Source organism: Caldanaerobacter subterraneus subsp. tengcongensis MB4 (assembly GCF_000007085.1).
Lineage (GTDB): Bacteria > Bacillota > Thermoanaerobacteria > Thermoanaerobacterales > Thermoanaerobacteraceae > Thermoanaerobacter > Thermoanaerobacter subterraneus.
Map to the genome: position 1 here is coordinate 934,046 of NC_003869.1, position 16,586 is coordinate 950,631.

Sequence of the window (16,586 nt, forward strand, 5' to 3'; positions counted from 1 at the left end):
TTAAAGTATAATCAAAAATAGTTTAAACCTATAGAAGAAGGTGAGATGATGAGCGAAGTCAGAGTGAGATTTGCGCCAAGTCCTACGGGTAGTTTGCACATAGGTGGAGCGAGAACAGCGCTTTTTAACTGGCTTTTTGCCAGGCATCACGGCGGCAAATTTATTTTAAGGGTTGATGACACAGATTTAGAAAGGTCTACAGAAGAATCTATGAGGGGAATACTAGAAGGACTTCAGTGGCTGGGAATTGATTGGGATGAAGGGCCTATATATCAGTCCCAGAGATTGGATGAATATAGGAAGTTTGCAAATAAACTGCTTGAAGAGGGGAAAGCCTATTATTGTTTCTGCACAAAAGAAGAGCTGGAAGAGATGAGAAAGCAGGCGGAAAGAGAAGGCAGGCCTTTTATGTACACAGGAAAGTGCAGGAATTTGACAAAAGAACAGATAGAGAATTACCTCAAAGAGGGTAAGAAGCCTGTCATACGCTTGAAAACGCCGAGAGAAGGAAAAACTGTCGTCCATGACATAATAAGGGGAGATGTTGAGTTTGACAATTCTACAATTGATGACTTTATAATAATGAAGTCAGATGGGATGCCGACTTACAATTTCGCTACAGTCGTGGATGACTACCAGATGGGAATTACCCATATTATAAGGGCGGAAGAGCATCTTTCTAACACCCCCAAGCAGATACTCATCTACGAAGCGTTAGGAGTGCCATTGCCCCAATTTGCCCATGTGTCCATGGTTTTGGCTCCTGACAGGACTAAACTTTCAAAAAGGCATGGGGCTACCTCTGTTCAGGAATTCAGAGACCAGGGGTATCTGCCTGAGGCGATTGTGAACTACATCACTCTTTTGGGATGGGCTCCTCTAGATGGGGAAGAAATTTTTGACGTGAGAAAAAGCATAAGGGAATTTTCTCTAGAGAGGGTTTCCAAAAATCCAGCGGTTTACGATGTTCAAAAGCTTACCTGGATAAATGGCCACTACATTAGAAGCTATGACCTCGATAAATTGACACAAGCTATAATACCGTTTTTGCAGAAAAAAGGGCTAATAGGTGAAAATTACGATTACGAGTATATAAAAAAGATAGTGAGTGTAGTGAGAGAGAGGGAAAAAACGCTTGTGGATATAGCAGATGCTATGACGTATTATTTTAAAGAAGTAGAGAGCTACGAGGAAAAGGGCGTGCAAAAATACTTTACCAAAGAAGGGGTAGTGGACATTCTTAAAAAGGCAGCTGAAACGCTGAAAAATTTGGAGCCTTTTAATAAATTTACTGCTGAAGAGGCTTACAGAAAATTGGTTGAAGAGTTGGGCATATCCAGTAGCGCTCTTTTCCACCCGACAAGATTAGCTATTTCTGGCAGAACTTTTGGGCCAGGGCTATTTGATATAATGGAATTTTTGGGCAAAGAAAAGACAGTTGCTCGAATTGAAAGGGCTATAAAATTCATTGAAGAAAACATAAAAGGATGATATCACCTATACAGGGGTGATATCATCCTTTTAACCCATGAAAGGGTGAAATAAAATGTACTTTGTGATTACTGCTGACATAGTAAGGTCAAGAGAGCTTTTAAAAAAGGGAATGCGGCGAGAATTCTTTTTAGAAGCAGTAAATAAAGCGAATAATTTGTGCTCTGAGAGCCTTTCTGTGCCTTTTTCACTTATGAGAGGAGACGAAATTCAGGGACTTGTGGCTGATGCAGATTTTCTGCCTAAAGCAGTGAGGAGGTTAAGGTATAGCTTCCTGCCAGCTATTTTAAGAATTGGCATAGGCATAGGTGGGATTTCTACAGAGGTAAAAAGCACTTCTTGGGAAATGGATGGAGAGGCTTTTTACAGAGCGAGAGAAGCTTTAACTTCCTGCGGTGATAATGTTTTGACTGTGGTTAAAATGGGGAATCCCTTTGTAGAAGGTACTGCTACAGCTTTATTTGCACTTATTGACGCGTTAGAGTCAAAATGGACTATGGGGCAGTGGGAGGCCGTGATTGCTTACGAGATTTATGGGACATATCAGAAAGCAGGAGAGATTTTGAAAGTAGCGCCGCAAAACGTTTCAAAGAGATGCCATGCAGCCAGATGGCCAGCAGTGGTAGAGGGTGAAAAAGCGATTGTAAAACTTTTAAAATTTGCCCTGGAGGGGGAAAAAGACAAGTGAAAGTGTTACTTTTTGCAATAATTTTATTGCTTTTTTCTCACGGGCTGAGTGACTACATATTTCAGACAGAGAAAATGGTGAAAAGAAAAGGAGGTGGAAATTTTAAAGGATTTATAGAGCATTTTTTAATCGTTTTAAGCCTTAATATAGTTCTGATGGCCTTTTTTACAGCAAAGGCTTTTCCTTATCTCGTGATTCTATCTATACTCCACATCTTGATTGACTGGGGAAAGTACAAGCTGTTTAAAAGTGAAAGTTTAACTTCTTTTGTCTTAGATCAATTTTTTCACATTTTCAGTATAGTTTTAATAGGATTGGCAATTGCAGATTTCTTAAGGCCTTTCTTTTTGGGAGCTTACTTGCAACTCTATTTTCAAGTATTTTCAACTCTTACAGTCTATGTTTACGTTGTGTTCGGAGGAGCAATTTTTATAAAATACGCACTTTTAAGCCCTCTTGTGTACATTCCCAGAGCAGAAATTACCACTTCAGGAAGGATAATAGGAATAATAGAGAGGATTTTAATGACGACTTTAGTAGCTATGGGTCAAGTAGCTGCAGCAGGTTTTGTAATAGCTGCAAAATCTATAGCACGGTATAAAGAGCTTGATGACAAAAACTTTGCAGAATATTATCTAATTGGTACAATGCTTAGCATGTTGCTTGCACTTTTGGGAGGAATTCTCATAAGGTTCTTGTACCAAATATAAAAACACCTCCCCTTAAGAAGCGTCGTACCAGGCGATTTAAGGGAGGTACCAAAAACTTGCAATATCAGTATTTTCAAGCTTGGTAGCCCCAAGGGGACTCGAACCCCTGTCTCCGCCGTGAGAGGGCGGTGTCCTAGGCCGCTAGACGATGGGGCCAAAAAATTGGCTGCCGAACTAGGACTCGAACCTAGACCAGGTGATCCAGAGTCACCTGTGCTACCATTACACCATTCGGCAGCGCCCTGACGAATGTTATTATAGCATAGGTTTTTTATTTTGACAAGACCCCTCTTTTTTATTTTTATTGTTTACAATTCTGTGTAAATGATTTATAATTTTGCTGTAGACGTACATACTGTATACAAGGAGGGGAGAAATGTGGCTCACTACATAACTGAAGAATGCATAAGCTGTGGCGCTTGTGCCGCTGAGTGTCCGGTAGATGCGATTTATGAAGGGGACGGAAAGTACGAGATTGACCCTGAAAAATGCATTGACTGCGGTGCTTGCGAGGCGGTATGCCCTACTGGTGCTATAAAAGCCGAGTAAAAATATATACCCCCAAATGGGGGGATTTTTTATTTTACATTGACTAATGCCTTTTAAAGTGATAAAATTTTGCTAAATTAATTTAAAAGAAAAAGGAGGAGTCGGAGGTATGGGATTAGTATATGTAAATGGAGAGTTTGTGGACAGCGAAAAAGCTTGTGTATCAGTTTTTGACCATGGCTACCTTTATGGGGACGGAATTTTTGAGGGGATAAGGGTTTACGACGGAGTCATATTTAAATTGGATGAGCATTTAAAGAGGCTTTACAGTATGGCAAAAGTGCTTCTTTTGGACATTCCTCTTTCTATGGAAGAGATGAAAGAAAAAGTCGTGGAAACAGTGAGAATTAATAATTTAAGAGATGCTTACATAAGGTTGGTTGTCTCAAGAGGAAAAGGGGATTTAGGACTTGACCCTTATAAATGTCCTAAACCTACAGTCGTGATAATTGCAGATAAAATCGCCTTGTATCCAGAATCTATGTATGAGACGGGTCTTAAAATTATAACATCTTCCTTTAGAAGAAATTCAATACAGTCATTGGACCCGCAAATAAAGTCTTTGAACTATTTAAACAACATCTTAGCTAAGATTGAAGCAGTAAAAGCTGGATACCCTGAGGCTTTGATTTTAAATCAAGAGGGTTATGTGGCAGAGTGCACAGGCGACAATATTTTTATAATCTCCAACGGGGTTTTGTATTCTCCACCTTCAGCCGTTGGGGCATTAGGAGGAATTACGAGAGCTACAGTGATTGACATAGCCAGAGAGCTTAACATTCCTTTCGAAGAAAAATACTTTTCTCTGTTTAATGTGTACACAGCTGATGAATGCTTCCTTACAGGTACAGCAGCAGAAGCAATTCCTGTGGTAGAAGTGGACCACAGAGTTATAGGAGACGGAAAACCAGGACCTATAACCAAGAAAATAATAGAGGAATTTAGAAAGCTTACAAAAGTTTTGGGCACAAAGGTGTATGAATAAGATTGCGCATCCTGTGCAATCTTATTCATACAGCGAAAGGGTGAAGAGGATGGATAAGCTTTTTTATGAGGATAGCTATGTTAAAGAATTTGAAGCTGTCATTTTAAAGAGAGAAGAAAAAGATGGAGAAAAAACTGTAGTTTTAGATAGAACTTATTTCTATCCAGAGGGCGGCGGACAGCCTTCTGACACTGGGAAGATAGGAAGTAAAAGTGTAATAAAGGCTTATGAGAAAAAAGGAGAGGTTTACCACGTAGTAGAGGATTTCCCAGAAGGTGAAAGAGTCCACTGTGTGATAGATTGGGACAGGCGATTTGACCATATGCAGCAGCACACAGGACAGCACCTTCTGTCTTCTGTTTTGCTGAAAAAATATGGCGCAGATACAGAGAGTTTTTCTATAGGTGAAAATTCATCTCATATTACAGTTACAAAAGAGTTCTTTACTGAAGAAGAAATTCACGAGGTAGAAAAAGAAGTTAATGGACTCATATATAAAAATCTTGCAGTGAAAAGCTACTTTGCAGATGAAAAGCTTATTTCTAAATTGCCTTTAAGGAAAAAGCCTCAAGTGAAGGAAAATATAAGGATAGTGGAGATAGAAGGAATTGATTATTCTCCTTGCGGAGGTACTCATGTAAAAAATACGGGAGAGATTGGAATTCTAAAAATAAAAAAGTGGGAAAGGACAAATAAAGGGGCAAGGCTTGAATTTGTTTGCGGTTTTAGAGCATTAGAAGATTATCAGAAAAAGAATAGTTTGGTAAATTTCTTGATACAGGTGCTTTCTGAGAAGGAAGAAGGTATTGCAGAACATTTGCAGAAATTGCTTGAAGATTACAGGGAAGCAAAAAGAGAGGTAAATTTCTTAAAAGAAAAGATATTAAAGGAAGAAGCAGAAAATCTGGTTAAAAAATCTGAACTGTACGGTGGAATTCACATTGTTTACAGCTTATACGAGGGAAGAGACCCGGAAGATTTAAAAATGCTGGGCAAATTTGTAACTGCTGAAAGCAAGTCTGTAGCCATTTTAGGCAATAAAAGAGGGGATGTCGCAGATATCGTCGTAGCAAGGTCTTATGACGTAGATATAGTAGTAAATGGTTTTTTTAAGGAAGTATTGAGGACCTTTGATGGGAAAGGTGGAGGAAGTGCGCAGTTTTGTCAAGGTGGAGGTTCCCCATCTCGATTGGAATTGGCAATGGACAAGGCACTGAAGTTTGTAATTGAGGAAATAAATAAAATGTAAAAAATTCTAAAAAGTAGAAGGAAAATTATAACATATATAGAATATATTATATAACGCAAAACGCTAATTCTAAAAAGAGATGGGGAGATAAGGATGGATAGAGAGAGGATAATTTCAGAAGAGCTCAAGATGAACATGGAGATTCTAAAAGCAAAGATAAAGAGCGATGAAACTTTGCATTGGCTTTTTACTAACAGGGGACTGGAGGTTAAAGAGGAAGAAGAGGATTGGAAAATGAAGTATGGGCGAGAAATAATAGAAATCTACGAGAAATTATCAGGAATAGTCAATAAATTGGCGCAAACTTCTCAGCAAAACCTCTTGTAATTTTTGTATTACCATGGTAAAATTGTATATACCAATTCATGTAGAGGGGTAGCCGGCATGAAAAATAACGAAGCATTGGAGAAGCAGATAAGCAATTTAAGGAGAGAACTGGATAATCTGGTCACGAAAGATGAGATCGATTATGAGAAGGTTCTTGATATAAGCCGAAAATTAGACGCTTTGATAGTCTCTTATATAATCAGCAAAAAAGATGACTATTCTGCTGCTGGCAATTATTTATAAATTTTTGTGTCCTCTTTTAAGAGGCTTTTTCTTTTTGTTATTATATTGTTATGATTGAATCATTACAATTGTATGATATAATGTACTTATGGTGCATACACTTATATGGGGGTATGAGACATGGAAAAGGACAATGTGAAAAAGATCGTCTACGGGGCTTTTATGATGGCGTTAGTGACAATCGGCACGATGGTGATTCAGATACCGACGCCAGCTACAAAAGGGTATATAAATGTAGGAGATTCTTTTATATTTCTGACATCAGCCCTTTTCGGCCCGGCTATGGGCTTTATTTCAGGAGGATTAGGTTCTAGTCTGGCAGACCTTCTTTCTGGTTACGCTTACTGGGCTCCATGGACGCTAGTGATAAAGGGTTTAGAAGGACTCATTGTGGGAATTTTGTATAAAGGGCACAGCGAATATGCAAAAATATTTTCTCTTCTTGTAGGAGCTTTGTGGATGGTTTTGGGGTATTACATTGCTGGAGGAATCATGTACGGCTTTAAGGCATCTTTAGTGGATGTGCCGAGCAATTTGATTCAAGGTTTTTCCAGCATAATAATAGGTTATACCCTTATAAAAGCGGTAACTCCTCTGGTAACGCGAACAAAATAGGTTTTAAGAGCATGAGCGAGGGTATATGCCCTTGCTTTTTTTTGTGCAAAAATATATGATTATGTTTGGAAAGAGCAATTTTGAGGTGATAAAAAATGGTAGATACTTTTCTCTTCGACTTGGATGGCACCCTTCTTCCTGTAGATACGGATAAGATGCTTGATGAATATTTTTTAAGCCTTACTAAGAAGCTTTCTTCCTACTTTGACCCGCATTTCCTCTTTAAAAGCATTTATCAGGCTAGCATGGATATGATAAACAATTTAGACCCTTCTAAGACGAATAAAGAGGCCTTTTTTGATTCCTTTCTTAAGATGGTGAATTACCCCCAAGAAGAGATAGAAGCGCTTTTTGAAGAGTTCTACTTGAATGAGTACAAGGAATTGGGCAAAAATATTATGCCTAATGAATATGTGAAAAAATCTCTGGAAATTTTAAAAAAAGAAGGGTTACAAAATTGTGCTGGCTACCAATCCAGTTTTTCCAGAAATTGCAATAATAGAGAGGATTAAATGGGCAGGGCTTGAAGAGGATTGCTTTGATTTTATAACGACTTATGAAAACATGCACTTTTGTAAGCCTCACATACAGTACTATGAGGAGATACTCGAAAGAATAGGGAAGAAAGCAGAAAACTGCTACATGGTGGGAAATGACGTTGAGGAGGATTTGATCGCTTTTAAGCTGGGAATGAAGACTTATTTGATTGAGGATTACATGATAAATAGAAATTCAAAAAAGATAGTTGCCACCCAGAGAGGAAGTTATAAAGATTTCTACGAATTCGTATCAAAGCTTTAAGGAGGTAGCTATGAGATGAAGATAACTGTTTTGGGCTTTTATGGACCTTTTCCCGCTCCTTATGGCGCTACTTCTGGATACATAGTGGAGGATGAGGATACTCACATCTTATTAGATTGTGGAAGTGGAGTGATAAGCAGGTATCAGCGATATTATGACCTTAACGAATTAAAGCATGTGATTTTGTCACACCTTCATTCTGACCATATGTCGGACATGTTAGTTTTAAGGTATGCACTGGATATTTTAAGGGCCAGAGGGACAGTAAATGACCCTGTAAATGTGTATTGTCCGGCTACTCCAGAAAATGTGCTGGAAGAACTTAAGTTTAAGGATGTTTTTAAAATTCACACGATAAATGAGGAAACAGTGCTTAACATAGGGGAAATTGAAATTTCTTTTAAAAAAATGAACCATCCTGTTGAGACTTATGCGGTGAAAATGAAAAAAGGTGATAAGATTTTTGTATACAGTGCCGATACAGTCTACACTGAGGAACTAATTGCCCTTGCTGAAGGAGCGGATTTGCTCTTATGCGATGGGAATTTTCTCACAGGGATGCAAGGACCTCATATGACTGCTGCTGAAGCCGCAGAAATAGCTAAAAAAGCTGGATGTAAAAAGCTTATTTTGACACACCTGTCACCTCTTATATCGATAAAAGACTATTATGACGAAGCAAAAAAAGTTTTTGAAAATACAGAGATTGCGAGAGATTTTGAAGTTTACGTGATCTAGTATGGAAGCACCTTTTTTGTATATAACTACTTTTTTTTCTTTAGGTATTTTGCTTGGAAGGTTTTTATTTTTGCCTTATGTTTTTCTTACTTTAATGGCGGCTTCAGTGGTTGTCTTGTTTTTTGTTTATAAAAAGGGTAAAAACGTGAGTTTGCTTTTGATTTTGCCTTTTGCACTTTTAGGTGCTATTTTGACTGGATTTGCGCTTAATGCTCCTAATCCATATGAAAGGCTAGATGGAAAATTTATTGCCATAAAAGGGAAGGTTTGCGATGTTAAAGAGGAAGAAGGATACGCAAAGTATGTGGTAAAGCCTGAAAATTTGCCCAAGATATTAATAACCCAGTACGGGGGAGAATATCCTAAAAAAGGGGATATTGTGGAAGTGAGAGGAATTGTCTCACTTCCGAAGCCCAGCTCAAATCCAGGAGGATTCGATTATCAGCTTTTTTTGAGGAAAAAAGGAATTTATGCAGTTATGCGCATCCATCCCTATGGTACTTCTATTATAGGAAGAAGAGCAAATCTATTTGAGGAAATTCTCTGGAGGGCTCAAGAAAGGATAAAAGAAAATTTTTTAGCTTCCATGCCTAAAAAGGACGCTCAGTTTCTCATTACCAGTTTTTTAGGTGAAAAAGTTCTAGATGACCAAATTTTGACACAATTTCGCACAGTGGGGATATCCTACATCACCGCAGTTGCAGGGATGCAGGTGGCTATAATTTCCGGATTTGTCCTTTACATCTTGAGTTTGGTTCATTTGACCAGGTACAGAGCTTTTATTTTGCTGCCTGTTTTGATTTTTTATGCTTTTCTTACAGGACTAAATCCCCCTGTCATAAGAGCGGTTGTAATGGCATCTATTGCTGTTATTGGAGCCACTTACGGGAAAAATAAAAATTCAATTAATTCTCTTTCTTTTGCTGCTTTTTTAATACTCCTCTTTAATCCTTTAATGCTGTGGGATGTGGGCTTTCAGCTTTCTTTTGTAGCGACTCTTGCTATCTTGTACTTTTACAGGCCCATTGATGAAAGGCTTTTTAAATTGCCATCTTATTTGAAGGGCATAATAGCGTTAAATTTGTCTGCACAAATAGGCACGATTCCTTTTGTTATGTATTATTTTCACTACATTTCCTTTGTATCTTTTTTGTCAAACATTGCAATAGTTCCCCTTGTAAACATAGCTATAATCCTTAGCTTTTTATCGGCTTTTCTAGGATTTGTATTTCCGACTGCATCAGTTTTTGTAAATTACATAAACATACCTTTTATAGAATTGCTTTTCAAGGTAACATCCTTTTTTGAAAAATTTCCTTACGCCAGTGTAAATGTTTTTATCCCTCCAGTAATCGTTATAGTGCTTTATTACATTGTTTTAGGAATTTTGATAAGTAGAATTGAGTTGAGGAAAAAGAAATTAGCTGTGGCGGCGTCTTTTATGGTAATTGCTTTACTATTTTTCTGGAATTACTTTGTTCCGAAAGATTTGGAAGTGACTTTTTTGGACGTTGGGCAGGGGGATGCTACCTTTGTGAGGACGCCTCATGGGAGAGCTTTTTTAATAGACGGAGGTGGGAATCCTGTTTTTTCTAACTCTTCTTTTGATATAGGAGAAGACATACTCCTTCCATTTTTGTACTATAAAGGTGTCATTAAACTGGATGCTGTTTTTATTTCTCACACAGATATTGACCACATAGGTGGAATTATAACGGTTTTGGAGAATATGAAGGTGGATAGAGTATTCATAGGGGTTCAGAAAGTAGAGGACCAAAATTTTAAAAAGATGATGGAGGTTGCAGGTAAAAAGAGAGTTTCTGTAATTTTTTTGAAAAAGGGAGATAAGGTAGAGGTAGACGGAGTAAAGGTGTATGTTCTTCATCCAGATCCGGGCAATTTAATAGAGGAGAATCCCATAAATAACAATGCACTTGTGTTTAAGATGAGGTACGGAAATATAAGTTTTCTATTTACAGGAGATATAGAAAAGCCGGCAGAAGAGGTTTTAAAGGAAAGCGATTTAAAAACGCACGTATTAAAAGTTGCCCATCACGGTTCCAGTACTTCTTCAACTCCTGAGTTTATAGAAAAGGCAGATCCTCAGGTTTTTGTGATTCAGGTGGGGAAAAACAGTTATGGACTGCCGAGTGAGAGGGTGGTAAAATATTTAAAAGAGAGAGGAAAGTTGTACAGGACAGATGAAAATGGTGCTGTAATTGTAAGGACAGATGGAGTAAAGGCTCGCATATACCCCTTTTTAAAAGGAGTGAAAGAATGAACTATAGGGAATTTGTAGAAAGCATAAAAAAGGGACAGATAGCTCCTTTATACCTTTTTTACGGAGAAGAGAGATTTTTGCTTTTAGATGCTGTTAAGAGGTTGAAGGCAAGGCTCTTGGTGCCAGAGTTTGAGGATATGAATTACATTGTAATTGAGAGGGAAAATCCGGAGGAATACGTAGAAGCCATCATTGAGAATTGCGAGACTCTCCCTTTTTTTTCAAATTATAAAATTGTAGTGGTGAAAAATGAAGAAGAACAGCTTTCCAAGATAGGTGATAAAGAGTTAAAAAGGCTTACTGATTATTTTAAAAACAGGGTGCTAGGAAATACTAGTCTTGTTGTTGTAGTTGTAAGTGGTGAAAAAATAGATTCGAGAAAAAAATTGTACAAGTTTATGGAAAAAGAAGCTGCTGTGGTGGAGTTTAAAAAGCTCACTCCGGAAGAGGCAGTTAATTATGCCGGCTATTTCTTAAAAAAACACGGTAAAAAGGCTGCAAAAAAGGATGTAGAATCTCTTGTGAAAAACATAGGAACTGACCTTTACTCAATTGTGAACGAGCTGGAGAAAGTGATAGCCTATTCAGAAGGGGAAACGCTTGATTTGGAGGAAGCAAGAGAGGTGCTTTCAGTTACTCTCCAGCAGAACGTGTTTCACCTTGTGAATGCAATAGGGATGAAAAAAGAGAAAGAGGCTTATAGAGCTCTTTATGCGCTTCTTTCAAAAGGGGAAGTGCCGCTTATAATCTTAACGATGATTGCAAGGCAGATAAGGCTTATTGCAAAGTTGAAATCTCTAGAAGGAAAGGCTTTCGATAAAAAGTCTATAGCCAGTTACTTAGGCATTCCTTTCTTTGCTGTAGATGATATCGTAAGGCAGAGCAAGCTTTTTACAAGAGAAGATTTGTATAAGGCGTACAAAGAGTGTTTGAGGTGCGACATAGCATTAAAAAGCGGAACAGAGCCTTCATTTGCGCTGGAAAATCTCATAAAAAAATTATGCAAGCAATAAAAAAGCGTACTTTGAAGGTACGCTTTATTCATTGCTTGCAGATTTTAGCAGAGCGTTAAATTTTGCATAAAGCTTCGATTTTTTCCTGGCAGCAGTGTTTTTATGGAGCACACCTTTGCTTACAGCTTTGTCTAGCTCTTTTACTGCCAGTCTCAATCTCTCTTTGATGGCTTCTATGTCTTTTGTAGCCAGACTTTCATTGAACCTTCTTATAAAAGTCTTCACTCTTGACTTTATCATTTTGTTGCGAAGAGTTCTTTTTTTAATGATGGCTATTCTCTTTTTTGCTGATTTTGTGTTTGCCAAAAGGTCCACCTCCTCAATCGAATTTAATTTTACCATGAATAAATTAGTTTTTCAAGAATTAATACATCTTTTACTTTACCACAAACGTATAAAATTTGTCAATTTGTCTATCATAAATAGAGGAGCATTCCTGTAATGAATAAAAAATAAGGGAGAATGGACTTTGAAAAAATAAGTACCTCCTGATAAAATACAGAGTGTAAGTTTAAGAACTTACCTCGAATTATCAAAATAAACAGGAGGTACCTAAAATGAAGTATAAACAAAATGAAAAGATTTTGCAAGTAACGGGAGACACATTAATTGCGGGAGTAGACATAGCAAAAGAAAGCCATTATGCCAGAGCATTTGACTACAGAGGAGTAGAATATGGGAAATACCTGAGATTTGAAAACAATAGAGAAGGTATGACAAAATTTCTTAACTGGGCAAAAGACTTGATGGAGAGACATAAGAAAAACAAACTAATAGTAGGGATAGAACCGACAGGGCAATATTGGCTGTGTTTTGCCCAATACCTTAAAGACAATAACATAAAGGTAGTATTGGTTAATCCATTTCATGTAAAGATGAGCAAAGAATTAGATGACAATTCTCCCACAAAAAGCGATAAGAAAGACCCAAAAACAATAGCAATGCTAGTAAAAGACGGGAGATATGTAGAGCCGATAATACCTGAAGGAGTATATGCGGAATTAAGGGTAGCGATGGACATAAAAGAGAGGTTGAACAAACAAATAGGGATGACAAAAAATCAAATAACAAGATGGTTGGACATATACTTTCCAGAGTTTAACACCGTATTTTCAGACTGGGAAGGGAAAGCAGCACTTATCACATTAAGAGAATTTCCAACGCCTGAGAAGATAGCAAAAAAGAGTGCTGAAGAAATAATATCGATATGGAAGAAAGAAGTACAAAGAGGGGTAGGAGAAAAAAGGGCTATAAAGCTGATAGAAACTGCTAAGGAGAGCATAGGGAAGAAGCAGGGCATAAAGATGGCGGAATACGAGATAAAGACTCTCATTGAACAATACGAATTTTTAAAAAAACAAATTGAAGAAATAGAGAAGAAGATGGAAGAATTAATAGTTGAGATACCAGGGGTTAAAGAACTACTAGAAATCAAAGGGATAGGAGTAAACACAGTAGCAGGTTTTATTGCAGAAGTAGGAGATATTGAAAAATATGAACATCCAAAACAGATACAAAAACTAGGGGGATTAAACCTAATAGAAAATAGCTCTGGTAAGCATAAAGGAGAAACGACAATAAGTAAAAGAGGGAGGAAGCGATTGAGGAGTGTGCTATTTAATGCAGTAATGGCCTTGGTCGCAAAAAACGAAGAATTTCGTGAACTACACAAATATTACACCACCAGAGCGCAAAACCCGCTAAAAAAGAAGCAATCACTAATAGTATTGTGCAACAAACTGATAAGGATATTTTATGTCATATTAAAGAAAGGAGTAAAATATGACCCAATCAAGATGATGAAGGACATAAAGAGGCCAGGCTTACAGGAAGCTGCATAAAAAGTGCCAACATACTATCAAATCAATTAAGGGTTAATCATCTTCTCTTCAGCTTTAACTTAGTCACATCTAAAGAGCTGACCCTTAAGAAGAAATTGATTTTTATGAAAAGCGAAAGTGTGAACGATGTGACATAAAAGGTAAAAGAAGGAATAAGACAAAAACAACCAATCAAGAGATGGGATATTGACAACAAGAGCGGGAATTGTCATAAAAATAATCACCATACGGGCAAAGACCCTGCAATGGAGCAGAAATGACATCCACCTCATGGCAGGTAGAACGAAGGAATTAAGGACTAAGATCCAGTGAGACATGGGAGGGTAAACCCCATGAGATAAGTGGAGCTATCCCGCCATAATATGGAAATAGGATATGAGGTTTATTAAGCTTACCCATTTAATGGTTAGATAAGTAAGAAATGGTAATATAAGCCATGAGATGCTCTTGTTGTGATGAGAAAATTAAAGAAAAACTAAGATATTAAGAGAAAATAAAAGATAATAGAGGGAGGTGATTTGATGCTTCAGACGATAATTCGCTTTATTGTCTCTGCTATTGTGCTTATGGTGGTAGGGTATCTTGTCCCCGGATTTAGTGTTGCAGGATTTTGGGGAGCCCTTATTTCTGCAGTGGTAATAGCCATACTCGGCTATATTGTGGAGCTTATACTGGGCAAAAACATTTCTCCAAGAAGCCGTGGGATTGTGGGATTTATTGTAGCGGCGGTTGTGATATACATTTCACAGTTCATCGTTCCTACCATCCATACCACTGTAGTAGGAGCTCTTTTGGCTGCTTTTGTAATAGGTTTAATAGACGCCTTTGTGCCCACTGAGCTGAGGTGATAATTGTGCTTGGGATAAGAACTGACTTGGCTTTAGAAGCCCGCGAGCTTTATAAAGAGAGAGAAATACCCGGAGTCAGCATAAGGGAGGAAGGAGAGGAAGGGATAAAGATTACCAGAGTTAAAATACTTGATGAAAGAGGAGAAAAGGCGATGGGGAAGCCTGTAGGGGACTATATAACCATTGAAGCCCCTGGGCTTTTGGAAAGGGACTTGGATTTAGAAGAGAGAGTCGCAAAAGTCCTGGCAAATATAATATCTGAGCTTGCACAGCTTAAAAAGGACAGCCATGTGCTAGTAGTAGGGCTTGGGAACTGGAATGTAACTCCAGATGCTTTAGGACCAAGAGTGGTATCCAATATAGTTGTGACAAGGCATCTTAAAGAATATGCGCCCCTACAATTTGGAGATGAGATAAGGTCTGTGAGCGCTTTTTCTCCAGGGGTATTGGGTATAACCGGGATTGAAACTGCCGAAATTTTAAAAGGAGTAGTGGACCGGGTAAAACCGGATCTGGTTATTACTATTGACGCTTTAGCTTCAAGAAGGTTAGAAAGGCTTTCCACCACAATACAGATCTCAAACACGGGGATAAGCCCAGGGTCGGGTGTAGGCAACAGGAGGCTTTCTATTACTTCAGAAAGTTTAGGAGTTCCTGTAATAGCAATAGGCGTGCCCACAGTGGTGGATGCTGTGACAATTGCCCATGATACTATTGAATATCTGGTAAAGGAGTTGTCAGAACAGACCAGTAAGGAGAGCGTATTTTACAAGGTTTTAGAGAATATGAATAAGCAGGAGAAATACAGTTTAATTGAGGAGGTTTTGTCTCCTTATGTTCAAAATCTGGTGGTCACGCCAAAAGAGATAGATCTTTTGATTAAAAATATAGCTTTAGTCATTTCCAGGGGAATTAACCTGGCTCTTCAGCCAGGCCTCACAGAGAAGGAGATGAACCAGCTCCTTCACTAAATATGGTACTAAAGCACCTCTTGTTGGAATAAATATATGAATATAAAACCAAAGAGAGGTGCTTCTTTTGTACAGGGGAAATATATTAAAGATAGGGAAATTGCTTTTTTTGCTACTTGTGCTCCTTAATTTGCTTTTGTATAATTGGATGATACAGCCAGAGAAAGTCACTGTAAAACAGGTCATTGAGGATTCTTTTTCAGAAGAGTATGACAAGTTGGACAGCCTTTTTGTGACTTCCATTAACTATTCTTTCCCGGTGGTGGAAGTCGCTTTTGCATCTTGTGGATATACAGGAAAGGATTTGACTTTTTCAGCTTTTTTGCATGCTAAGATTAAGGACCCGCTTAATTTGATAAAATTTCAAATTCCAGTTTTTGCTCAAGTGGATTACAAGAAATATCAAAAAGTTACCCAGGTAACAAAAGGCGAAGAAGAGAAGGTAATAATACCTCCGCCTAAAGTAGCAGAGGAAAGAAAAGAGGAGAAAAAAGAACCCTCTGGGGAGGAGAAAAAAGGGGATAATTCAAAGCCCTATCTTTTGATATATCACACTCATACAATGGAGGCTTTTGCTGCAACCGAAGAGAACAGGTATGTTGCGAGATATGGGTACGACAGAACAGATGATTTAAACTACACTGTGGCGGAAGTGGGAGAGTATCTTGCTGAATATTTAATCAAAGAAGGGATTCCCGTCTTGCACGACAAGACCATTCACGATTATAATTATGATAAGTCTTATGTTAATTCACTGGTGACGTTAAAGAGAATTTTAAAGGAGTATCCTTCTATAAAAGCCGCAATTGACCTGCACAGAGACGGATATGGAGCGGTGATGAAACCAGGAGTGGAGTCTATACCTGCACTTAGCAGTTTGCCGAATCAAGAGTTTAGGAAGAAATATACTATAGAGATAAACGGAGAGAAAGTGGCGAGAGTTTCCTTCATAATAGGTTCGAGGAGAACCCCTGAAATGAATGAGGACTGGCGAAAAAATTATGAATTTGCAAAAAAGATAAGTGACAAGTTGAATGAGCTCTACCCCGGCCTTTCTTTGGGAGTGCAGGTCAAACCCTACAGCGAGTATAATCAGCATGTGCTTGAAAAGGCAATTCTCATAGAGCTGGGTAGCAATTACAATACTCTGGAAGAAGCCATTGCTACCACAAAATATTTGGCAAAAGCTATAAGTGAGGTAATAAAACAACAGGAGGGCTTCAAGTAGGAGGTTGG

At 38.1% G+C, this 16,586-nt stretch carries 17 protein-coding genes, 2 tRNA genes and 1 pseudogene; 17 read left to right on the top strand and 3 right to left on the bottom strand.

The genetic code is table 11. From position 1 onward, the window contains the following. Window positions 1-48 precede the first annotated feature (48 nt). From gltX to TTE_RS04475, 3 genes are read left to right on the top strand one after another with little or no spacing between them, the layout of a single operon-like run. Window positions 49-1,491 carry a glutamate--tRNA ligase gene (gene gltX / locus TTE_RS04465; RefSeq protein WP_041587128.1) on the top strand — a complete coding sequence of 481 codons (1,443 nt, stop codon included), beginning with the start codon at window positions 49-51 and terminating at the stop codon, window positions 1,489-1,491. 55 nt (window positions 1,492-1,546) lie between these two features. Beyond that, entirely contained in the window at window positions 1,547-2,179 is a 633-nt protein-coding gene (locus tag TTE_RS04470; RefSeq protein WP_011025306.1) for a SatD family protein, read from the top strand. Next, window positions 2,176-2,889: a DUF3307 domain-containing protein gene (locus TTE_RS04475; protein WP_011025307.1), complete on the top strand. Its 714-nt coding sequence runs from the start codon at window positions 2,176-2,178 to the stop codon at window positions 2,887-2,889. The genes TTE_RS04470 and TTE_RS04475 overlap by 4 nt, the downstream gene beginning before the upstream one ends. An 80-nt stretch (window positions 2,890-2,969) precedes the next feature. Here TTE_RS04475 and TTE_RS04480 read toward each other — a convergent pair. Together TTE_RS04480 and TTE_RS04485 are read right to left on the bottom strand one after the other, a co-directional pair. After that, window positions 2,970-3,045, bottom strand: a tRNA-Glu gene (locus tag TTE_RS04480). 7 nt (window positions 3,046-3,052) lie between these two features. Next, window positions 3,053-3,126: transfer RNA gene (locus TTE_RS04485), tRNA-Gln, on the bottom strand. An 87-nt stretch (window positions 3,127-3,213) separates the two neighbouring features. Here TTE_RS04485 and TTE_RS04490 point away from each other — a divergent pair. From TTE_RS04490 to holA, 10 genes and pseudogenes are all read left to right on the top strand, one after another. Next, entirely contained in the window at window positions 3,214-3,438 is a 225-nt protein-coding gene (locus TTE_RS04490; protein WP_011025308.1) for a DUF362 domain-containing protein, read from the top strand. A 109-nt stretch (window positions 3,439-3,547) separates the two neighbouring features. Further along, window positions 3,548-4,423, top strand: a complete 876-nt coding sequence (gene ilvE, locus TTE_RS04495) for a branched-chain-amino-acid transaminase (protein ID WP_011025309.1) — start codon at window positions 3,548-3,550, stop codon at window positions 4,421-4,423. Continuing rightward, window positions 4,416-5,672, top strand: a complete 1,257-nt coding sequence (locus tag TTE_RS04500; protein WP_011025310.1) for an alanyl-tRNA editing protein — start codon at window positions 4,416-4,418, stop codon at window positions 5,670-5,672. The genes ilvE and TTE_RS04500 overlap by 8 nt, the downstream gene beginning before the upstream one ends. A gap of 93 nt (window positions 5,673-5,765) precedes the next feature. Continuing rightward, window positions 5,766-5,999: a hypothetical protein gene (locus tag TTE_RS04505; protein ID WP_011025311.1), complete on the top strand. Its 234-nt coding sequence runs from the start codon at window positions 5,766-5,768 to the stop codon at window positions 5,997-5,999. Between the two features lie 57 nt (window positions 6,000-6,056). Further along, the gene (locus tag TTE_RS04510; RefSeq protein WP_031313909.1) at window positions 6,057-6,242 is read left to right on the top strand and encodes an aspartyl-phosphate phosphatase Spo0E family protein; all 186 of its coding nucleotides are present in this window, start codon (window positions 6,057-6,059) and stop codon (window positions 6,240-6,242) included. Between the two features lie 120 nt (window positions 6,243-6,362). Then, window positions 6,363-6,857 carry an ECF transporter S component gene (locus tag TTE_RS04515; protein WP_011025313.1) on the top strand — a complete coding sequence of 165 codons (495 nt, stop codon included), beginning with the start codon at window positions 6,363-6,365 and terminating at the stop codon, window positions 6,855-6,857. Window positions 6,858-6,952: 95 nt separating this feature from the next. Next, a pseudogene (locus tag TTE_RS14600) lies at window positions 6,953-7,658 on the top strand (HAD family hydrolase). 15 nt (window positions 7,659-7,673) lie between these two features. Next, window positions 7,674-8,396: an MBL fold metallo-hydrolase gene (locus tag TTE_RS04525; RefSeq protein WP_011025316.1), complete on the top strand. Its 723-nt coding sequence runs from the start codon at window positions 7,674-7,676 to the stop codon at window positions 8,394-8,396. Between the two features lies 1 nt (window position 8,397). After that, a complete protein-coding gene (locus tag TTE_RS04530; RefSeq protein WP_011025317.1) occupies window positions 8,398-10,677 on the top strand; it encodes a DNA internalization-related competence protein ComEC/Rec2 in 2,280 nt (759 codons plus the stop codon). Next, window positions 10,674-11,690, top strand: coding sequence for a DNA polymerase III subunit delta (gene holA, locus TTE_RS04535; RefSeq protein WP_011025318.1), 1,017 nt, complete (start codon window positions 10,674-10,676; stop codon window positions 11,688-11,690). Before TTE_RS04530 ends, holA begins: the two co-directional genes overlap by 4 nt. Before the next feature lie 24 nt (window positions 11,691-11,714). Here holA and rpsT read toward each other — a convergent pair whose 3' ends face one another. After that, window positions 11,715-11,996: a 30S ribosomal protein S20 gene (gene rpsT, locus TTE_RS04540; protein WP_011025319.1), complete on the bottom strand. Its 282-nt coding sequence runs from the start codon at window positions 11,994-11,996 to the stop codon at window positions 11,715-11,717. 251 nt (window positions 11,997-12,247) lie between these two features. Between rpsT and TTE_RS04545 the strand changes: the two genes are divergently transcribed. From TTE_RS04545 to spoIIP, 4 genes are all read left to right on the top strand, one after another. After that, a complete protein-coding gene (locus TTE_RS04545) occupies window positions 12,248-13,531 on the top strand; it encodes an IS110 family transposase (protein ID WP_009609557.1) in 1,284 nt (427 codons plus the stop codon). 521 nt (window positions 13,532-14,052) lie between these two features. Then, window positions 14,053-14,379, top strand: coding sequence for a phage holin family protein (locus tag TTE_RS04550; protein WP_031313910.1), 327 nt, complete (start codon window positions 14,053-14,055; stop codon window positions 14,377-14,379). A 5-nt stretch (window positions 14,380-14,384) separates the two neighbouring features. After that, on the top strand, window positions 14,385-15,350 hold the full coding sequence (gpr, locus tag TTE_RS04555) for a GPR endopeptidase (RefSeq protein ID WP_041587129.1): 966 nt from the start codon (window positions 14,385-14,387) through the stop codon (window positions 15,348-15,350). Between the two features lie 67 nt (window positions 15,351-15,417). Then, window positions 15,418-16,578, top strand: coding sequence for a stage II sporulation protein P (gene spoIIP / locus TTE_RS04560; RefSeq protein WP_011025322.1), 1,161 nt, complete (start codon window positions 15,418-15,420; stop codon window positions 16,576-16,578). The last annotated feature ends 8 nt before the right edge of the window (window positions 16,579-16,586 follow it).